General features: G+C 59.7%; 17 protein-coding genes. 11 read left to right on the forward strand and 6 right to left on the reverse strand.

The features are described 5' to 3' along the window. Positions 1-18 precede the first annotated feature (18 nt). Positions 19-420 (forward strand): MAPEG family protein, encoded by a 402-nt coding sequence (locus tag BLR16_RS20895; RefSeq protein WP_003372643.1) that lies wholly within the window; start codon positions 19-21, stop codon positions 418-420. A 46-nt stretch (positions 421-466) separates the two neighbouring features. Here BLR16_RS20895 and BLR16_RS20900 read toward each other — a convergent pair whose 3' ends face one another. The 4 genes from BLR16_RS20900 to BLR16_RS20920 all read right to left on the reverse strand — a co-directional run bounded on the left by BLR16_RS20900 (position 467) and on the right by BLR16_RS20920 (position 5553). Continuing rightward, complete coding sequence (locus BLR16_RS20900; RefSeq protein ID WP_003432477.1) at positions 467-877, reverse strand: DUF1090 domain-containing protein; 411 nt, start codon at positions 875-877, stop codon at positions 467-469. 40 nt (positions 878-917) lie between these two features. Further along, positions 918-2603, reverse strand: coding sequence for an NAD-dependent DNA ligase LigB (ligB, locus tag BLR16_RS20905; protein WP_074807227.1), 1686 nt, complete (start codon positions 2601-2603; stop codon positions 918-920). Between the two features lie 743 nt (positions 2604-3346). Next, positions 3347-4537: a methionine adenosyltransferase gene (gene metK, locus BLR16_RS20915; protein ID WP_003372639.1), complete on the reverse strand. Its 1191-nt coding sequence runs from the start codon at positions 4535-4537 to the stop codon at positions 3347-3349. 20 nt (positions 4538-4557) lie between these two features. Next, positions 4558-5553 carry an ArsR/SmtB family transcription factor gene (locus tag BLR16_RS20920; RefSeq protein WP_003316359.1) on the reverse strand — a complete coding sequence of 332 codons (996 nt, stop codon included), beginning with the start codon at positions 5551-5553 and terminating at the stop codon, positions 4558-4560. Between the two features lie 258 nt (positions 5554-5811). On the opposite strand from BLR16_RS20920, the gene tkt reads away from it, so the two are divergent. From tkt to fba, 7 genes are all read left to right on the forward strand, one after another. Further along, positions 5812-7809: a transketolase gene (gene tkt, locus BLR16_RS20925; RefSeq protein WP_003372635.1), complete on the forward strand. Its 1998-nt coding sequence runs from the start codon at positions 5812-5814 to the stop codon at positions 7807-7809. A gap of 186 nt (positions 7810-7995) precedes the next feature. Then, on the forward strand, positions 7996-9039 hold the full coding sequence (gene epd / locus BLR16_RS20930) for an erythrose-4-phosphate dehydrogenase (RefSeq protein WP_003411999.1): 1044 nt from the start codon (positions 7996-7998) through the stop codon (positions 9037-9039). A 22-nt stretch (positions 9040-9061) separates the two neighbouring features. After that, the gene (locus BLR16_RS20935) at positions 9062-10225 is read left to right on the forward strand and encodes a phosphoglycerate kinase (protein WP_003372628.1); all 1164 of its coding nucleotides are present in this window, start codon (positions 9062-9064) and stop codon (positions 10223-10225) included. 27 nt (positions 10226-10252) lie between these two features. Continuing rightward, positions 10253-10483 carry a lipoprotein gene (locus BLR16_RS20940; RefSeq protein WP_003316354.1) on the forward strand — a complete coding sequence of 77 codons (231 nt, stop codon included), beginning with the start codon at positions 10253-10255 and terminating at the stop codon, positions 10481-10483. Between the two features lie 84 nt (positions 10484-10567). Next, a complete protein-coding gene (locus BLR16_RS20945) occupies positions 10568-10765 on the forward strand; it encodes a hypothetical protein (protein ID WP_003372626.1) in 198 nt (65 codons plus the stop codon). Positions 10766-10817: 52 nt separating this feature from the next. Then, the gene (locus tag BLR16_RS20950; protein WP_003320832.1) at positions 10818-11144 is read left to right on the forward strand and encodes an MliC family protein; all 327 of its coding nucleotides are present in this window, start codon (positions 10818-10820) and stop codon (positions 11142-11144) included. A 113-nt stretch (positions 11145-11257) separates the two neighbouring features. Then, positions 11258-12322 carry a class II fructose-bisphosphate aldolase gene (gene fba / locus BLR16_RS20955; protein ID WP_003372623.1) on the forward strand — a complete coding sequence of 355 codons (1065 nt, stop codon included), beginning with the start codon at positions 11258-11260 and terminating at the stop codon, positions 12320-12322. A 193-nt stretch (positions 12323-12515) separates the two neighbouring features. Here the strand turns inward: fba and BLR16_RS20965 are convergent, their stop codons facing one another. Together BLR16_RS20965 and BLR16_RS20970 are read right to left on the reverse strand one after the other, a co-directional pair. Beyond that, positions 12516-12935: a DUF3010 family protein gene (locus tag BLR16_RS20965; RefSeq protein ID WP_003372607.1), complete on the reverse strand. Its 420-nt coding sequence runs from the start codon at positions 12933-12935 to the stop codon at positions 12516-12518. A 55-nt stretch (positions 12936-12990) separates the two neighbouring features. Continuing rightward, positions 12991-13401 (reverse strand): lysozyme inhibitor LprI family protein, encoded by a 411-nt coding sequence (locus BLR16_RS20970; protein ID WP_003405168.1) that lies wholly within the window; start codon positions 13399-13401, stop codon positions 12991-12993. 227 nt (positions 13402-13628) lie between these two features. Between BLR16_RS20970 and BLR16_RS20975 the strand changes: the two genes are divergently transcribed. From BLR16_RS20975 to dgcA, 3 genes are all read left to right on the forward strand, one after another. After that, positions 13629-14606 carry a dipeptidase gene (locus tag BLR16_RS20975; protein WP_003372603.1) on the forward strand — a complete coding sequence of 326 codons (978 nt, stop codon included), beginning with the start codon at positions 13629-13631 and terminating at the stop codon, positions 14604-14606. An 84-nt stretch (positions 14607-14690) separates the two neighbouring features. Further along, positions 14691-15221, forward strand: coding sequence for a DUF5943 domain-containing protein (locus tag BLR16_RS20980; protein ID WP_003432482.1), 531 nt, complete (start codon positions 14691-14693; stop codon positions 15219-15221). 15 nt (positions 15222-15236) lie between these two features. After that, on the forward strand, positions 15237-17297 hold the full coding sequence (gene dgcA / locus BLR16_RS20985) for a dimethylglycine demethylation protein DgcA (RefSeq protein ID WP_003432483.1): 2061 nt from the start codon (positions 15237-15239) through the stop codon (positions 17295-17297). Positions 17298-17412: the final 115 nt, after the last annotated feature.

Below are 17412 nucleotides of genomic sequence, written 5' to 3' on the forward strand. Positions count from 1 at the left end.
ACCTATAAGGATGGACGTATGACAGTTGCTTTCTGGTGCGTGCTGGTCGCGATCCTGCTGCCGATTATGTGTGCCGGTATCGCCAAGTTCGGCAGCGGCAAATTCGGCAGTGGGCATAATCATGATCCGCGTGCCTTTCTCGACAAGCTGGAGGGGTTCCCGCGCCGCGCGCATGCTGCCCAGTTGAACAGCTTTGAAGTGACCCCGGCGTTTGCCGCAGCGGTGATCATTGCGCACATTGCCGGTAACGCGCAGTTGGTGACCATTGATGTGCTGGCGGTACTGTTTATCACCAGTCGCCTGCTGTACATCATTTTCTACCTGGCCGATCTGGCCGCACTGCGCTCGCTTGTCTGGCTGGTGGGCATGGGCTTGATCATCGCGTTGTTCGGGGTATCGGCTTTCCCGGCCGCTTCCTGACAGGCTGTTCGCGACGCTGCCGATCATGCGCAGCGTCGCGACCTGATCAATCGTCTGGCTGGACTTTCTCGAGTTCGGTCTGCGCCTCCTGCAATTCCTTGCGAGAATCGGCGAGCTTGTCCTTGCGCTTGTTGATCTTCTCCGGATCGCCCTTTTCCATGGCCTTGTTCAGGTCGGTCTGACGGCGGCTGACTTCCTGCTTGGCGTCGAGCACCTTTTGCTTGCGCTGTTTGATCAATGACGTTTCGGTGCAGTTGGCGTTGACCTCGGCGAGTGCCTTTTCAAGGCCGGCCTGTTCTGCCTTGTTGCCCTCGGTCTTGGCATCCTGAATCTTGCTGCTGATCTCCTGGCTTTTGATCTGGCATTCGGACGGCACCGGGGCCTGAGCGTCTGCGAACACGGTTGTGGCGAGCAGCGTGCAACTGGTGAAAAGAATCAGTGGTGATAAAAACTGCATATGAACTCCGTTTGAATACGGACAGAAAAATGAACGTCCGCTACTTAAAACCTGAAATGCTCTGTGCCTGCAATTGCTGGCTCAGTGCCTGTACCTGCGGGTCCTGAAAAAAAGCCCTGAGCCTGGTTGCGCGACCAGGACCGATGCCTGGCTCTGCTTGCCATTGCTCCACACTGCGTTCAGCCAGCTCTTGCCAGTTGTCGGGCAGTCTGGCGCCTCCGGTGGGCGGCAGTCCGATGGCCTTGAGCCATGTCTGAAACGGCCGTTCGCGTGCGGTCTGCAGGCTGTTGAGCAGTTTAGCGCTACTGCGTTCAGCGAAGCCGGGAATGTTAGCAAGCTCAGCATGATTCAGGGTCATCCAATCGAGTAAGCCCATGATTTGGCCGTTCTCGATAAGCGTGTTCCAGGTCCCCGGACCCACGCCGGGCAACGCCAGGCCTTTCTTGCCGCTGAGCCATGCCAGCCTGGCGCGGAACTGGCTTTCACAGCCCGGTGTGGCTTGCCAGCAGCTCAGTTCATGAAAGTCTTCGGCTCGCGGAATGATTATGTCGGCTCGTTCGGCAGCACGGGTCACCACCCCGTCGAGTCGTGGGATCGTCAACCCGGCCAGGCTCACGGCGATCTGATCGCCAGGCCTGATATCCAGTTTTTGCCAGCGCTGCAGCGAGCCCGTGCTGATGCGGCTGACAGTACGGTCGTCGAGGCGTACCGGGGTCAGCTCCAGCACCGGCGTAATTCTGCCGCTGCGACCGATCTTGAAGTTGACCTTGCGCACCTCGGCCAGCGCCTGGGCGTAGGGATGTTTCCAGGCGGCGATCCAGTAAGGCGCACTGGCTTGCCAGCGTTGAGCAGGTGGACGTTGGCCTTGACGCATGATCACGCCATCGGTGGCGAACGGCAGGGGATTGCGATACCAATGCTCGCGCCAGCGTGCGGCCTTGGCGTAGTTTTCCAGTGGGTGCGAATAGGCCGCGCTTTCCTCAAAACCCATGGCTTGCAGGCCTGCGAGACGTTGCGCCATATCGCCAGGCCCGTTCGGCCAGTCCCAGACGAACAGCCCGATGGTGTCGGCCTGCTGCGGGCTGATCGTCTGCCGCGCCAGCAATCCCGCGACCTTGCTGCGCGCGTTGACGCTGCCGGATGCTGACTGAATATGGTCGTCCAGACGCCAGTACAGCTCGCCTTGCAATATTGCGGAGTCAGCCTGGGGCAGTTGCTGAGGAATGGCCTTGATCAGTCGCGCCTGCGAGGTCCAGTCCTGCCCCTTGCGCCCGTCACCACGACTGATCGCCTGCACAAGCTGGCCGTTTTCGTAGACCAGGGTGACGGCTACGCCATCGACCTTGGGTTGAATCCACAGATCGTTGCGGCCCTTGAGCCAGTCCTTGACGCTGCTTTCGTCGGCCAGCTTGTTGACGCCCGTGTGTGCAACGGGATGAGGCAACGGGCCGACTGCTGTCTTTAGCGGATCGGCCTCGGGGGTGGAAACGGCAAAGCACGAGCGCCACAGGTTCAGCTTCTGCCGCGCCTGATCGTAGAGCTCGTCCGGAATGGGCGAAATGCCCTGGCGGTGGTAGCTGTCGTCCCACGCAGCCATCTGCTGTTGCAAGTTTGTGACCTCGCTGCGCGCCTTGGCTGCAGGCCAGTCAGGGCATTGACTGGCATTGCCGAAGCCGGGCAGAAGAAACACAAGAGCGAACGTCATCAGGCGAATGGTGGGCAGCATCGAAGCATCCTTGCTTTAGGAATGGGCTCGATGAGGCTAGTCGTTGTCGCGTGGTGATGGGGCAGGGCTTGGTTACCGGGTTTTGCGATGGAGCAGGGCGGTATGTCCACGCGGAGTGCTCAGTGACTGAACCGGCGTCTTCGTGAGCAAGCTCACACGCCCTTCAGGCAGAAGCGCAGAGCATCGGGCACGATAGTTGAGGTTATCGTTCCTCACGCTCCCGCGTGGGAACGCAGTTCTCGACGCTCTGCGTCGTCAAGAGGACGCGGAGCGTCCAGAAAGGCATACGACGCAGAGCGCCGCACGATAGTCGCGACTGCACCGGCGTCTTCGTGAGCAAGCTCGCACGCCCTTCGGGCAGAAGCGCAGATCATCGGGCACGATAGTTGAGGTTATCGTTCCTCACGCTCCCGCGTGGGAACGCAGTTCTCGACGCTCTGCGTCGTCAAGAGGACGCGGAGCGTCCAGAAAGGCATACGACGCAGAGCGCCGCACGATAGTCGCGACTGCACCGGCGTCTTCGTGAGCAAGCTCGCACGCCCTTCGGGCAGAAGCGCAGAGCATCGGGCACGATAGTTGAGGTTATCGTTCCTCACGCTCCCGCGTGGGAATGCCTTGGGTGACGCTCTGCGTCACAAGTCTGCGGCGCGCCGCAATTTCTTGATCGGACTCGGACCGTCCATATCTCCAGACGAAAAAAAGCCCCGAAACGACCAGGTCGTCCGGGGCTTTTTTCTGGGTTTTTACAGGCCGGCAGCTGCGCGCAGGGCGTCGGCGCGGTCGGTTTTTTCCCAGGTGAAGGCGGTGAAGGTGTCATCGCCAACGGTCATTTCGACCGGGATACGACCGAAGTGGCCGTAGGCTGCAGTGGCCTGGTACATCGGGTGCAGCAGGTCGAGCATGGTGGTGATTGCGTAAGGACGCAGGTCGAAGTTGTCGCGGACCAGCTTGATGATCTTGTCATCGGACAGCTTGCCGGTGCCGAACGTGTTCAGCGAGATCGAAGTCGGTTGAGCGACGCCGATGGCGTAGGACACCTGGATCTCGCAACGCTCGGCCAGGCCGGCAGCGACGATGTTCTTGGCCACGTAACGACCGGCGTAGGCGGCCGAGCGGTCAACCTTCGATGGGTCCTTGCCGGAGAAAGCGCCGCCGCCGTGACGGGCCATGCCGCCGTAGGTGTCGACGATGATCTTGCGGCCGGTCAGGCCACAGTCGCCTACCGGGCCACCGATGATGAAGTTGCCGGTCGGGTTGATGTGGAACTGGGTGTCCTTGTGCAGCAGGTGCGCAGGGATGACGTGTTTGACGATCAGTTCCATCACGCCTTCGCGCAGGTCCTTGTACGACACATCCGGGTTGTGCTGGGTCGACAACACGATAGCGTCAACGCCGACCACCTTGCCGTTTTCGTAACGGCAGGTAACCTGGGATTTGGCATCCGGGCGCAGCCACGGCAGCAGGCCGGATTTACGCGCTTCGGCCTGACGCTGCACCAGCTGGTGGGAGAAGGTGATCGGCGCTGGCATCAGCACGTCGGTCTCGTTGCTGGCGTAGCCGAACATCAGGCCCTGGTCGCCAGCGCCCTGATCTTCAGGTTTGCTGCGGTCAACGCCTTGGGCGATGTCTACCGACTGCTTGCCGATGATGTTCATCACGCCGCAGGTCGCGCCGTCGAAACCGACGTCGGAGCTGTTATAGCCGATGTCGAGGATGACGTTACGCACGATGTCTTCCAGATCGACCCAGGCCGAAGTCGACACTTCGCCAGCGATGATCGCCACACCGGTCTTGACCAGTGTTTCGCACGCTACACGGGCGTATTTGTCTTCAGCGATGATGGCGTCCAGAACCGCGTCGGAAATCTGGTCGGCGATCTTGTCCGGATGCCCTTCGGACACGGACTCGGAGGTGAAAAGTGAGTATTCGCTCATCTCTACGGGTTTCCTTCATTTTACCGATGGTGAGTGTCGCCAGCCGGTCGCTGAAAATGGCGAACCTGGATCTGGAAACCATTACGTAAGCCTACATAGAGGCTTTCCCCGGGAACTAGCCCCGCAGCGATGGCCCAACGGGCCAGGTCTTCCTGCTCGAAACCTAACCAGAGATCGCCACAGGCCTCCCTGGCCCAACTCTGGTCATGACTACACAATTCTGTTACCAGCAGGCTACCGCCGGGTTTTACATGTTCGGCCAGTTGCCTCAAGGCTTCGGCCGGTACCGCGAAATGATGCAGCACCATGTTGAGGACGACGCAATCGGCACTGACTTTAGCGTCGGTCAGTGCATCGGCCAGCCTCAGCTCAACGTTAGCCAGCGCCTTGCGCTCGCAGACGCCGCGCGCCAGGTCCAGCATCACCGGGCTGTTGTCCATCGCGATGACCTGACCGAAGCGCCGCGCCAGCTCAGGGAGGAAGCCGCCGTCACCGGGGCCTACTTCCAGAGCGGTTGCCTGCGCACCAAAGCTCAGTTTGTCGAGCAGGGTCAGCAGGCTTTCGCTGTACTGCGCCAAACCGGCGATCAGGTCCTGCTGGGCGCGAAACTTTTCTGCGGTACGGGCGAAAAAATCCTGACTGGCCAGTGCCCGTTGCCGATGCACCAGGCCGATACGGCTCTGTACGTCGTCCGGCAAGTCCAGCGTATCCACTTCGTCGAGCAACGCCGCATGCAGCCTGCCACCCGGCAGTTCGGTGTGGGGCAGGGCGCGCCGGTAGAAAATCGCGTTGCCTTCACGCCGTGTCGCGACCAGATCAGCCTGCGCCAGCACCTTGAGGTGATGGCTCATGCCGGACTGGCCGATAGCGAAAATCTGCGCCAGTTCCAGCACGCCGAACGAGTCGTTGGTCAGCACACGCAGCACGTTCAGCCGCAAGGGATCGCCGCCGGCCTTGCACAATGCAGAGAGGTCGTCGCATGCATCGTGGCGAATGGCAGGTACACGCAGGTTCATAGCTGCGCAGTCTAGAGAGCGATCCGGAGTGTCGCAAGGGCAATATCAAAAAGTTTTGATATTGCTGGATGGATGGCGCCGGTCAGGCGTTGTGAACTTGTCGTGCAGGCGGGTGATCCAGTCTTTGCGTGGCAAATAATGTCCGCAACCCCGGAAAAAAGCCTATGGTCGTCTATCTGTGATTGCCCCCGGCCTGTCCGTGAGGGAAAATGACCTTCTTTTTCTCAATCCTATTTCTTAATTCCCAGGAGATCAGCGATGCCAAGCCGTCGTGAGCGTGCCAACGCTATTCGTGCCCTCAGCATGGATGCCGTGCAAAAAGCCAACAGCGGCCATCCGGGTGCCCCCATGGGCATGGCGGATATCGCCGAGGTTCTTTGGCGCGATTATCTGAAGCACAACCCGGCAAACCCTGCGTTTGCCGACCGTGACCGTTTCATCATGTCCAACGGCCACGGCTCGATGCTGGTCTACTCGTTGCTGCACCTGACCGGCTACGACCTGTCCATCGACGACCTGAAAAACTTCCGTCAATTGCACAGCCGCACTCCGGGTCACCCGGAATACGGTTACACGCCTGGCGTCGAGACCACCACCGGTCCGCTGGGTCAGGGCTTTGCCAATGCCGTCGGTTTTGCTGCTGCCGAGAAGACCCTCGCCGCACAGTTCAACCGTCCAGGCCACTCCATCGTCGATCACCATACCTATGTGTTCATGGGCGATGGCTGCATGATGGAAGGTATTTCCCACGAAGCGGCGTCGCTGGCCGGCACGTTGCAGCTGAACAAGCTGATCGCGTTCTACGACGACAACGGCATCTCCATCGATGGTGAAGTGGAAGGCTGGTTCACCGACGATACGCCTAAGCGTTTCGAGTCGTACGGCTGGTTGGTGATCCGCAATGTCGACGGTCATGACCCTGAAGAAATCAAGACAGCCATCGAAACCGCTCGCAAGAGCGACCAGCCAACGCTGATCTGCTGCAAGACCACCATCGGTTTCGGTTCGCCGAACAAGCAGGGCAAGGAAGAGTCCCACGGTGCGCCACTGGGTGCTGACGAAATCGCCCTGACCCGTGCCGCGCTGAAGTGGAATCACGGTCCTTTCGAAATCCCGGCTGATATCTATGCCGAGTGGAACGCGAAGGAAAAAGGTCTGGCGGCCGAAGCCGAGTGGGACCAGCGCTTTGCTGCCTATTCCGCCGCGTTCCCGGAGCTGGCCAACGACTTCATTCGTCGCATGAGTGGGCAACTGCCTGCTGATTTCGCTGAAAAATCAGCGGCTTATGTCGCCGAAGTCAACGCCAAGGGCGAAACCATCGCCAGCCGCAAGGCCAGCCAGAACGCATTGGGTGCACTCGGCCCGTTGCTGCCTGAAATTCTGGGTGGTTCGGCTGACCTTGCCGGATCCAACCTGACCATCTGGAAAGGCTGCAAGAGCATCACCGGCGAAGACCCTAACGGCAACTACCTGCATTACGGTGTTCGCGAGTTCGGTATGGGCGCCATGATGAACGGCATCGCCCTGCACGGCGGCTTCGTGCCTTACGGCGCAACCTTCCTGATCTTCATGGAATATGCTCGCAACGCGGTGCGTATGGCCTCGTTGATGAAGAAGCGCGTGATCTACGTATTCACTCACGACTCCATCGGCCTGGGCGAAGACGGCCCGACTCACCAGCCGATCGAGCAATTGACCAGCCTGCGTACCACGCCGAACCTGGACACCTGGCGTCCTGCGGATGCCGTGGAGTCGGCCGTGGCATGGAAACACGCTATCGAGCGTGACGATGGCCCGTCGGCACTGATCTTCTCCCGTCAGAACCTGACTCATCAGGCGCGTGACGAGAAGCAACTGTCCTACATCGCGCGTGGCGGTTACGTACTGCGTGATTGCGCTGCCGAGCCTGAGCTGATCCTGATCGCGACCGGTTCGGAAGTCGGTCTGGCTGTCCAGGCTTACGACAAGCTGACCGAGCAGGGCCGCAACGTGCGCGTGGTGTCCATGCCATGCACCAGCATTTTCGAAGCTCAGGATGCTGCTTACAAGCAGGCGGTGCTGCCGTTGCAGGTCAGCGCGCGTATTGCCATCGAAGCGGCTCACGCCGACTACTGGTACAAATACGTAGGTCTGGAAGGGCGCGTGATCGGCATGACCACCTTCGGCGAGTCGGCCCCTGCGCCAGCGCTGTTCGAAGAGTTCGGGTTCACGCTGGAAAACGTCCTGAGCACTGCTGAAGAGCTGCTCGAAGACTGATCAGCCATGTGATGTTGATGTTGTGGGAGCGACCGGGGCGGCGATCCGCCTCGCTCGCGAAGGAAGCGCCTCGGTGAGTCAGGCAAACCGGGTGCTCCCATTCGCGAGCAAAGCGGATCGCCGCCCCTGTTGCTCTCACAGGTTTTATCGTTTACGCAATCAGATCCAGCCCCTGGCGAAAATTTCATGCCCCAGCCCCGCCCTTACAAAGTTGCTCTGAACGGTTACGGCCGTATTGGTCGTTGCGTTGTTCGCGCGCTGTGCGAGCGAGGAGCCAAGGCCGGGTTTGAAGTGGTTGCCATCAACGATCTGGCCGACATGGCCAGTCTTGAATACCTCACGCGTTTTGACTCCACACACGGCCGGTTTCCCGGCGAAGTGCGGGTCGAAGGGCAATACCTGCACATCAATGACCACCGGATCAAGGTCCTGCGCAGTGCGACGCCCGAAGGCATCGACTGGGCCGGTCTGGAAGTCGATCTGGTGCTTGAGTGTTCCGGTGTCTACAACACTCGCGAAGATGGCCAGCGCTTTCTGGAGGCCGGTGCGCCGCGGGTGCTGTTTTCCCAGCCGATGGCCAGCGAACGGGATGTCGATGCCACCGTGGTGTTCGGCATCAATCAGCACAAGCTGACTGGCCGCGAGCTGCTGGTCTCGGCCGCGTCGTGCACCACCAACTGCAGCGTGCCGCTGCTGCGCTTGCTGGATCAGGCCATCGGCCTGGAATACATGACCATTACCACCATTCATTCGGCGATGAACGATCAACCGGTGATCGACGCTTATCATCACGAGGATCTGCGCCGTACGCGCTCGGCCTTCCAGTCGATCATTCCGGTGTCCACCGGTCTGGCGCGAGGAATCGAACGGCTGCTTCCGGAACTTGCCGGCCGAATTCAGGCCAAAGCTGTTCGCGTGCCGACGGTGAATGTGTCCTGTCTGGACATTACGTTGCAGATGTCGCGAGACACCGATGCCGTGGAGATCAACCGTATCCTGCGTGAGGCCGCCACCAGCGGTCCGCTCAAGGGGCTGCTGGCCTACACGGAATTGCCGCACGCCAGTTGCGATTTCAACCATGACCCGCATTCGGCCATTGTCGATGCGAGTCAGACCCGCGTTTCCGGACCCCGGCTGGTCAATCTGCTGGCCTGGTTCGACAACGAGTGGGGCTTTGCCAATCGAATGCTCGACGTCGCCGATCACTTTCTGCGCGTCGCTGACCAATAACAGTAAAAAAACAGGAATGCTCATGACCGTCTTGAAGATGACCGACCTCGATCTGCAAGGTAAACGTGTACTGATTCGCGAAGACCTCAACGTCCCGGTAAAGGACGGCGTAGTCAGCAGTGATGCACGTATCCTCGCTTCGCTGCCGACCATCAGGCTGGCGTTGGAGAAAGGCGCGGCCGTCATGGTCTGCTCACACCTTGGCCGCCCGACAGAGGGTGAGTTTTCTGCCGAGAACAGCCTCAAGCCGGTTGCCGACTACCTGAGCAAGGCGCTGGGTCGTGACGTTCCGCTGGTTGCCGATTACCTGGAAGGGGTCGACGTGAAAGCGGGTGATGTCGTCCTGTTCGAGAACGTTCGCTTCAACAAGGGCGAGAAAAAGAACGCCGACGAGCTGGCGCAGCAATACGCAGCACTGTGCGACGTGTTCGTGATGGATGCCTTTGGCACCGCCCACCGTGCCGAGGGTTCTACTCACGGCGTGGCAAAATTCGCCAAGGTGGCAGCGGCAGGTCCGTTGCTGGCCGCCGAGCTTGAAGCACTGGGCAAGGCCCTGGGCGCTCCGGCCCAGCCGATGACCGCCATCGTGGCGGGCTCCAAGGTCTCCACCAAGCTGGACGTACTCAACAGCCTGAGCGGCATCTGCAATCAGTTGATCGTCGGCGGCGGCATTGCCAACACCTTCCTCGCTGCGGCCGGTCACAAGGTCGGTAAATCGCTGTACGAACCTGACCTGCTCGACACCGCTCGCGCCATCGCCGCCAAGGTCAGCGTGCCATTGCCGACGGACGTGGTGGTTGCCAAGGAGTTCGCCGAGAGCGCTGCCGCTACTGTCAAACTGATCGCTGACGTCGCCGATGACGATATGATTCTCGATATTGGCCCGCAAACTGCTGCGCATTTCGCCGAATTACTGAAATCTTCCGGGACTATCCTGTGGAACGGTCCGGTCGGCGTTTTTGAGTTCGATCAGTTCGGTGAAGGCACTAAAACGCTCGCCAAGGCCATCGCTGAAAGCCAGGCGTTCTCCATCGCGGGCGGTGGCGACACGCTGGCGGCCATCGACAAGTATGGTGTGGCAGAACAGATTTCCTACATTTCGACCGGTGGCGGTGCGTTCCTCGAGTTCGTGGAAGGCAAGGTTCTGCCTGCGGTGGAAATGCTCGAACAACGCGCCAAGGCTTGAGTGAAAGCCTTGGACAAGGAGTGGTCAATGGTCAGGGCGTTACCGTGGTTTCTCATCGCAGGTTTACTGGCCGGTTGCGCGGGCAAGCCTGCGGCTGAAGAGGTGGAGAGCGACTCCCCGACCCAACCGCTCCAGTTAAGCTGCTATCAGGCGGGCTGGCAGGCAGAAACGGTGCCGGTGGTCTACAAGCGCGGCGGCCCCGAGGTGTGGGATCGTTACGAATTCATGCCGCGGACAGGCAATGTAGGGTGTCTGTGAGCCAGGTCTGAAACCCGTTGGCAACATTGACGGGCTTCAGCGGTCTTTAAAGGGTGGATATTTTTCCGGGAAAGGAGTTTCGCCATGAAGATCGCTGCCCTGGCTCTGATGAGCTGCATTGTACTGGCTGGTTGTACCGGTTCTGGCTCGCGTGCCAAGACCTGTCAGATATTCAGCCCGGCCGCCGTGAATGTGCCAACGACTGAAAACAGTCAACGGGTTGAGGCACATGTCACCGGTGAGCCGGCCGATGACCGAAAACAGGAACAGAACTGCCCCTGACAGTTGAAACGAACGGCACACGCCGCGTTTCGCAGGGCAGCCAGGAGACGTAATGAAAGGCGTGATTGCCCTCGGGGTGTTGGCAGTGCTTGGCGGTTGTTCGAGCATGAGTTCACCGCAGCAGAATGACCCTTGGAATCGCTGGGTATGTGACAGCAATGCAGAGGTCAACTGGCGCTACATCGACTCGGCCAAAAAGGAAGTCGATGTTCGTCTGAATCAAAGCGATCAGGTGTTCAGGCTCAAGGCTGAACCCGGCGCTGCCAGCGGTACGCTGTACAGCAACAATGTGTTGGCATTCGTCAACAAGGGTAGCGAGGGCCTGATCTATTGGGACGCTACCAACGATCTGATCGGTCGCGGCTGCAAGGCCAGATAAGTCGGATCTCGGGCACACACGCGCAGCCTTGTGGCTGAGCTTATAACTTGAATGGCAGCCGCCACTACGGCAGGCTTGCTCGACTAACGACCCTACCGGGAGAGACACAGACAATGGCACTTATCAGCATGCGCCAGATGTTGGACCACGCAGCCGAATTCGGCTACGGCGTTCCAGCTTTCAACGTAAACAACCTGGAACAGATGCGCGCCATTATGGAAGCGGCCGACAAGACCGACTCCCCGGTGATCGTCCAGGCTTCTGCCGGTGCCCGCAAATACGCCGGTGCGCCGTTCCTGCGTCACCTGATCCTCGCCGCGATCGAAGAATTCCCGCACATCCCGGTGGTCATGCATCAGGACCACGGTACCAGCCCTGACATCTGCCAGCGCTCGATCCAGCTGGGCTTCAGCTCGGTGATGATGGACGGCTCGCTGCGTGAAGACGGCAAGTCCCCGGCCGATTACGACTATAACGTTGACGTGACCCGTCGCGTTGTGTCCTTCGCTCACGCCTGCGGCGTTTCCGTGGAAGGCGAGCTGGGCGTGCTGGGCTCGCTGGAAACCGGCATGGCTGGTGAAGAAGACGGCGTGGGTGCGGAAGGCGTTCTGGATCACAGCCAGATGCTGACCGACCCGGAAGAAGCCGCTGACTTCGTCAAGCGCACTCAGGTCGATGCCCTGGCCATCGCCATCGGCACCAGCCACGGCGCTTACAAGTTCACCAAGCCGCCTACCGGCGACATCCTGGCGATCGAGCGCATCAAAGAGATCCACAAGCGCATCCCTAACACTCACCTGGTGATGCACGGTTCTTCGTCCGTTCCACAGGAATGGCTGAAAATCATCAACGAGTTCGGCGGCGACATCAAAGAAACCTACGGTGTGCCGGTCGAAGAAATCGTTGAAGGCATCAAGCACGGCGTGCGCAAGGTCAACATCGATACTGACCTGCGTCTGGCATCGACCGGTGCGATCCGCGAATTCATGGCCAAAAACCCGAGCGAGTTCGACCCGCGCAAGTACCTGGCCAAGACTGTTGTGGCCATGCGTGACGTATGTATCGCCCGTTATGAAGCATTCGGCACCGCTGGCAACGCCTCGAAGATCAAGCCGATCTCCCTGGACGCCATGTTCGAACGCTACGCGCGTGGCGAGCTGGATGCCAAGGTCAACTGAGTTGATTGAGCATTGAAGAAACCCGCAGAAATGCGGGTTTTTTTATGTCGGGTCAAACGTAACTGCGCGGCGAATGAATGTGACGCGGAGCGTCACGAACTGCATTCCCACGCTGGAGCGTGAGGAACGATAATCCCCGCTATCGTGCGACGCTCTGGACGCTCTGGACGCTCTGCGTCCTCTCTCGAAAGGCTTAAACGCTCTTCATCACACCCGCACACGCCGCCTTGTACGCTTCGTGCTGATACTTGTTCAGGGTGTCGGGCAGGGCGAAGGTGTGTTTCTTGTTCTGCGCATTAACGGTCTGCGGCGAGATCAGCACCACGTTGCAATCAGACATCAGTTGAAAGATGGTTTCGATCTTGAAGGTGGTCGGGCCGCCAGCGAATTCGCCTTTCTTGCTGCGCTTCTTGATAACCACATGGCTGATGCCGTTTTCACGCACGAAACCGGCGAGTTGCGTGGAGAAGGCTTTGACGTTGGCGGCCTCGTCATCGTCCTCCAGCGCAAGCTTCTTGGTGGCGAGCGGCAAGTGCTCGATGCCGCCATTACGTCGAGTGGCGAGGGCGAAGATGGCTTCGCTGCCTTTGATTTCTACACCGCAAATAATCATGAGAAAACCTGATGAGCTCGTTCATATAAAGAGGCAGGTTATCTCATCGTAGACGTTATTCCTGCGCTATCGACTCCAGATACTCCGAGCGCTCGTCACTCATGCGCGCAATGCAGTCGTTTTCGCTGATAGTGAAGGCTTTGCTGCCTGCTGCAGAAGGGAAGACCTCAACCGCGCAGTCGGCGTCACGCAGCTTCTCCCAGGCTTGCTGGGCGGTCTTGAGTTTGCTGGTAAAGTCGTTGAACTGCGTCTTGTTGGCGACGAACTGCGACTGAACGCGCTTGAGCAGGTTGTCGAAGTTTTCCTTGAGCAACTGTTCGGCAGTGGTGCGGCTGTAGGCCGAGCATTCCAGGGTCTGCTTGTCGTCCTCGACACCGTCGCAGGGCGACGCGTCCGGATTCTGGGCGGCGTGTACGCCTGTCACGGCCGTCGTCATAAGGGCCAGGGTCAGCAAAAACGTTTTCATCGAGTCGCTCCGATCCATTGATAGGCTCGATTCTGTCTCAAGCGTGAGACATTGAACAGGTTTACGACATCGCCCGACGACTCGCCGTCCCCCTTTGTCGCATCTTGACGCTTTCGGCAAACCCCCTGTCGTTTTTGCACCCGGTTCCCCTGACCCTCCGGCATATGCTGACCCCATTAGCGCCGACAGCCGATTCGGCGCACCGCAATCAAAAAGGGGACAGCCTGATGAGCCCAGCCGAATTACACGCCGACAGCATCGTTATTGACGGGCTGATCATCGCCAAGTGGAACCGCGAGCTGTTCGAAGACATGCGCAAGGGCGGCCTGACCATGGCCAACTGCACCGTGTCGGTGTGGGAGGGCTTTCAGGCGACCATCAACAGCATCTGCACCAGCCAGAAACTGATGCGCGAAAACAGCGACCTGGTCATGCCGGTGCATACCACAGCCGACATCCGCAAGGCCAAAGAACTGGGCAAGACCGGCATCCTGTTCGGCTTCCAGAACGCACACGCCTATGAAGACCAGATCGGCTACGTCGAGATCTTCAAGAAGCTCGGCGTCGGCATCGTGCAGATGTGCTACAACACCCAGAATCTGGTGGGCACGGGCTGCTACGAGCGCGACGGCGGGCTGTCGGGTTTCGGTCGTGAGATCGTCGCTGAAATGAACCGTGTCGGGGTGATGTGCGACCTGTCCCACGTCGGCTCGAAAACCTCGGAAGAAGTCATTCTCGAATCGAAAAAGCCGGTCTGCTACTCACACTGTCTGCCTTCCGGCCTCAAGGAACACCCGCGCAACAAGTCCGACGCCGAACTGAAGTTCATCGCCGATCATGGCGGTTTTGTCGGCGTGACCATGTTCGCGCCGTTCCTGGCCAAGGGCATCGAGTCGACCATTGACGATTACGCCGAAGCCATCGAATACGTCATGAACATCGTCGGCGAAGACGCCATCGGCATTGGCACTGACTTCACTCAGGGTCACGGCCAGGAGTTTTTCGAGTACCTGACCCACGACAAGGGCTACGCCCGCCGCCTGACCAACTTCGGCAAGATCATCAACCCGCTGGGCATCCGCACCGTTGGCGAGTTTCCCAATCTGACTGAAACGCTGCTCAAGCGCGGTCACTCCGAACGCGTGGTGCGCAAGATCATGGGCGAGAACTGGGTCAACGTTCTGGCCGACGTCTGGGGCGAGTAACCCGCCCGCCATACCTTATCGAATTGAACCCCCACGGCCCTTCGAGCGGTGGGTGTAGACCGAATCATCTGGAGTTTGACCGCCATGGCTAAAATCGCCCCGCAACTGCCCATCGAAGTCGACAGCGAAACCGGCGTCTGGACCTCCGATGCGTTGCCGATGCTGTACGTGCCCCGGCACTTTTTCGTCAACAACCACATGGGCATCGAAGAAGTGCTGGGCGCCGATGCCTACGCCGACATCCTCTACAAGGCGGGTTACAAGTCCGCCTGGCACTGGTGCGAAAAGGAAGCCGAATGCCACGGCCTGGAAGGCGTTGCGGTGTTCGAGCACTACATGAAGCGTCTGTCGCAGCGTGGCTGGGGCCTGTTCAAGATCCAGGACATCGACGTCGAGAAAGGCACTGCCAGTGTGAAGCTGGAGCACTCCTGTTTCGTGTACGTCTACGGCAAGGTCGGGCGCAAGGTCGATTACATGTTCACCGGCTGGTTCGCCGGGGCCATGGATCAGATCCTCGCTGCCAGTGGCAGCGCTGTGCGTACGGTTGCCGAGCAGGTTTACGGTGGTTCCGAAGACGGTCATGACGACGGTCTGTTTGTCGTCAAGCCGCTGTAAATCGAGGATCGGGTTATGGCTTTCGAAGCGATGTTCCAGCCGATCCAGATCGGCAAGCTCACCATCCGCAATCGCGTGCTGAGCACTGCGCACGCCGAGGTCTACGCCACCGATGGCGGCATGACCACGGATCGTTACGTGAAGTACTACGAGGAAAAAGCCAAGGGCGGCATCGGCCTGGCCATTTGTGGCGGCTCTTCAAGCGTGGCCATCGACAGCCCGCAAGGCTGGTGGAAATCGGTCAACCTGGCAACCGACAGAATCATCCCGCACTTCCAGAACCTTGCCGACGCCATGCACAAGCATGGCGCCAAGATCATGATCCAGATTACCCACATGGGCCGTCGCTCGCGCTGGGATGGCGATCACTGGCCGACCCTGATGTCGCCGTCGGGCATTCGCGAGCCGGTGCATCGGGCAACCTGCAAAACCATCGAGCCCGAGGAAATCTGGCGGGTGATCGGCAACTACGCCAGTGCTGCGGCGCGTGCCAAGGCCGGTGGTCTGGATGGCGTCGAGTTGTCGGCGGTGCATCAGCACATGATCGACCAGTTCTGGAGCCCGCGGGTCAACAAGCGCACCGATGAATGGGGTGGCAGTTTCGAGAACCGCATGCGCTTCGGCCTGGAAGTGATCAAGGCGGTGCGCAAGGAAGTCGGCCCCGACTTCTGCGTAGGGTTGCGCATCTGTGGCGACGAGTTTCATCCCGATGGCCTAAGCCACGAGGACATGAAGCAGATCGCCAAGTATTACGACGACACCGGCATGATCGATTTCATCGGCGTGGTGGGCTCGGGATGTGACACCCACAACACCCTGGCCAACGTTATTCCGAACATGAGTTACCCACCGGAGCCGTTCCTGCACCTGGCGGCCGGGATCAAGGAAGTGGTCAAGGCCCCGGTGCTGCACGCGCAGAACATCAAGGACCCGAACCAGGCAACGCGAATTCTGGAAGGTGGCTATGTCGATATGGTCGGCATGACCCGCGCGCACATTGCCGACCCGCACCTGATCGCCAAGATCAAGATGGGCCAGATCGACCAGATCAAGCAGTGCGTCGGTGCCAACTACTGCATCGATCGCCAGTATCAAGGGCTGGATGTGCTGTGCATCCAGAACGCCGCCACGTCCCGCGAATACATGGGCGTGCCGCACATCATCGAGAAATCCGCCGGACCCAGGCGCAAGGTCGTGGTGGTCGGTGCTGGTCCTGCCGGGATGGAAGCCGCACGGGTCTCTGCCGAACGCGGACATGACGTGACCCTGTTCGAGAAAAAGGACTTCATCGGCGGGCAGATCACCACCGCATCGAAGGCACCGCAGCGCGACCAGATTGCCGGCATCACGCGCTGGTTCCAGCTTGAGCTGGCGCGCCTGAAAGTCGACCTGCGTCTGGGCACCGCAGCAGATGCGGCAACCATTCTCGATCTGCGGCCCGACATCGTGGTGCTCGCGGTCGGCGGTCACCCGTTTCTTGAGCAGAACGAACACTGGGGGGCGGCTGAAGGCCTGGTGGTCAGCAGTTGGGATGTGCTGGACGGCAAGGTGGCGCCCGGCAAGAACGTGCTGGTCTACGACACCATCTGCGAGTTCACCGGCATGTCGGTGGCCGATTTTCTGGCCGACAAGGGCTGCCAGGTCGAAATCGTCACCGATGACATCAAGCCGGGCGTGGCGATTGGCGGAACCTCGTTCCCGACCTATTACCGCAGCATGTACCCCAAGGAAGTGATCATGACCGGCGACATGATGCTGGAAAAGGTCTATCGCGAGGGCGACAAGCTGGTGGCGGTGCTGGAAAACGAATACACCGGCGCCAAGGAAGAGCGGGTCGTCGATCAGGTGGTGGTGGAAAACGGCGTGCGTCCCGACGAAGCGATCTACTACGCGCTCAAGGAAGGCTCGCGCAACAAGGGCCAGATCGATATCGATGCGCTGTTCGCCATTCAGCCACAGCCATCGTTGAGCCAGCCGGGTGACGGTTATCTGCTGTTTCGTATCGGTGATTGCGTGGCGCAGCGTAATACCCACGCGGCGATCTATGACGGCTTGCGGCTGTGCAAGGACTTTTAAGGCTCGCCTGTCTTTGATTCCGGCCGCAGGCCGTGGGAGCGAACGGGTTCGCGAATGCGATAGATCAGCCGACATGCGGGCTGTCTGATCCACGGTTTTTGCGAATCAACGAAGC

The sequence above is a fragment of the Pseudomonas sp. BS3767 genome, from assembly GCF_900099665.1.
Lineage (GTDB): Bacteria > Pseudomonadota > Gammaproteobacteria > Pseudomonadales > Pseudomonadaceae > Aquipseudomonas > Aquipseudomonas cerasi.

Bases quoted from the DNA above. Each gene is read 5' to 3' on its own strand.
- BLR16_RS20970 (WP_003405168.1), bottom strand. From the start codon at position 13,401: ATGAAAACGTTTTTGCTGACCCTGGCCCTTATGACGACGGCCGTGACA.
- BLR16_RS20965 (WP_003372607.1), bottom strand. From the start codon at position 12,935: ATGATTATTTGCGGTGTAGAAATCAAAGGCAGCGAAGCCATCTTCGCC.
- epd (WP_003411999.1), top strand. From the start codon at position 7,996: ATGCCCCAGCCCCGCCCTTACAAAGTTGCTCTGAACGGTTACGGCCGT.
- fba (WP_003372623.1), top strand. From the start codon at position 11,258: ATGGCACTTATCAGCATGCGCCAGATGTTGGACCACGCAGCCGAATTC.
- BLR16_RS20900 (WP_003432477.1), bottom strand. From the start codon at position 877: ATGCAGTTTTTATCACCACTGATTCTTTTCACCAGTTGCACGCTGCTC.
- metK (WP_003372639.1), bottom strand. From the start codon at position 4,537: ATGAGCGAATACTCACTTTTCACCTCCGAGTCCGTGTCCGAAGGGCAT.
- tkt (WP_003372635.1), top strand. From the start codon at position 5,812: ATGCCAAGCCGTCGTGAGCGTGCCAACGCTATTCGTGCCCTCAGCATG.
- BLR16_RS20975 (WP_003372603.1), top strand. From the start codon at position 13,629: ATGAGCCCAGCCGAATTACACGCCGACAGCATCGTTATTGACGGGCTG.
- BLR16_RS20945 (WP_003372626.1), top strand. From the start codon at position 10,568: ATGAAGATCGCTGCCCTGGCTCTGATGAGCTGCATTGTACTGGCTGGT.
- ligB (WP_074807227.1), bottom strand. From the start codon at position 2,603: ATGCTGCCCACCATTCGCCTGATGACGTTCGCTCTTGTGTTTCTTCTG.
- BLR16_RS20940 (WP_003316354.1), top strand. From the start codon at position 10,253: ATGGTCAGGGCGTTACCGTGGTTTCTCATCGCAGGTTTACTGGCCGGT.
- dgcA (WP_003432483.1), top strand. From the start codon at position 15,237: ATGGCTTTCGAAGCGATGTTCCAGCCGATCCAGATCGGCAAGCTCACC.
- BLR16_RS20980 (WP_003432482.1), top strand. From the start codon at position 14,691: ATGGCTAAAATCGCCCCGCAACTGCCCATCGAAGTCGACAGCGAAACC.
- BLR16_RS20895 (WP_003372643.1), top strand. From the start codon at position 19: ATGACAGTTGCTTTCTGGTGCGTGCTGGTCGCGATCCTGCTGCCGATT.
- BLR16_RS20920 (WP_003316359.1), bottom strand. From the start codon at position 5,553: ATGAACCTGCGTGTACCTGCCATTCGCCACGATGCATGCGACGACCTC.
- BLR16_RS20935 (WP_003372628.1), top strand. From the start codon at position 9,062: ATGACCGTCTTGAAGATGACCGACCTCGATCTGCAAGGTAAACGTGTA.
- BLR16_RS20950 (WP_003320832.1), top strand. From the start codon at position 10,818: ATGAAAGGCGTGATTGCCCTCGGGGTGTTGGCAGTGCTTGGCGGTTGT.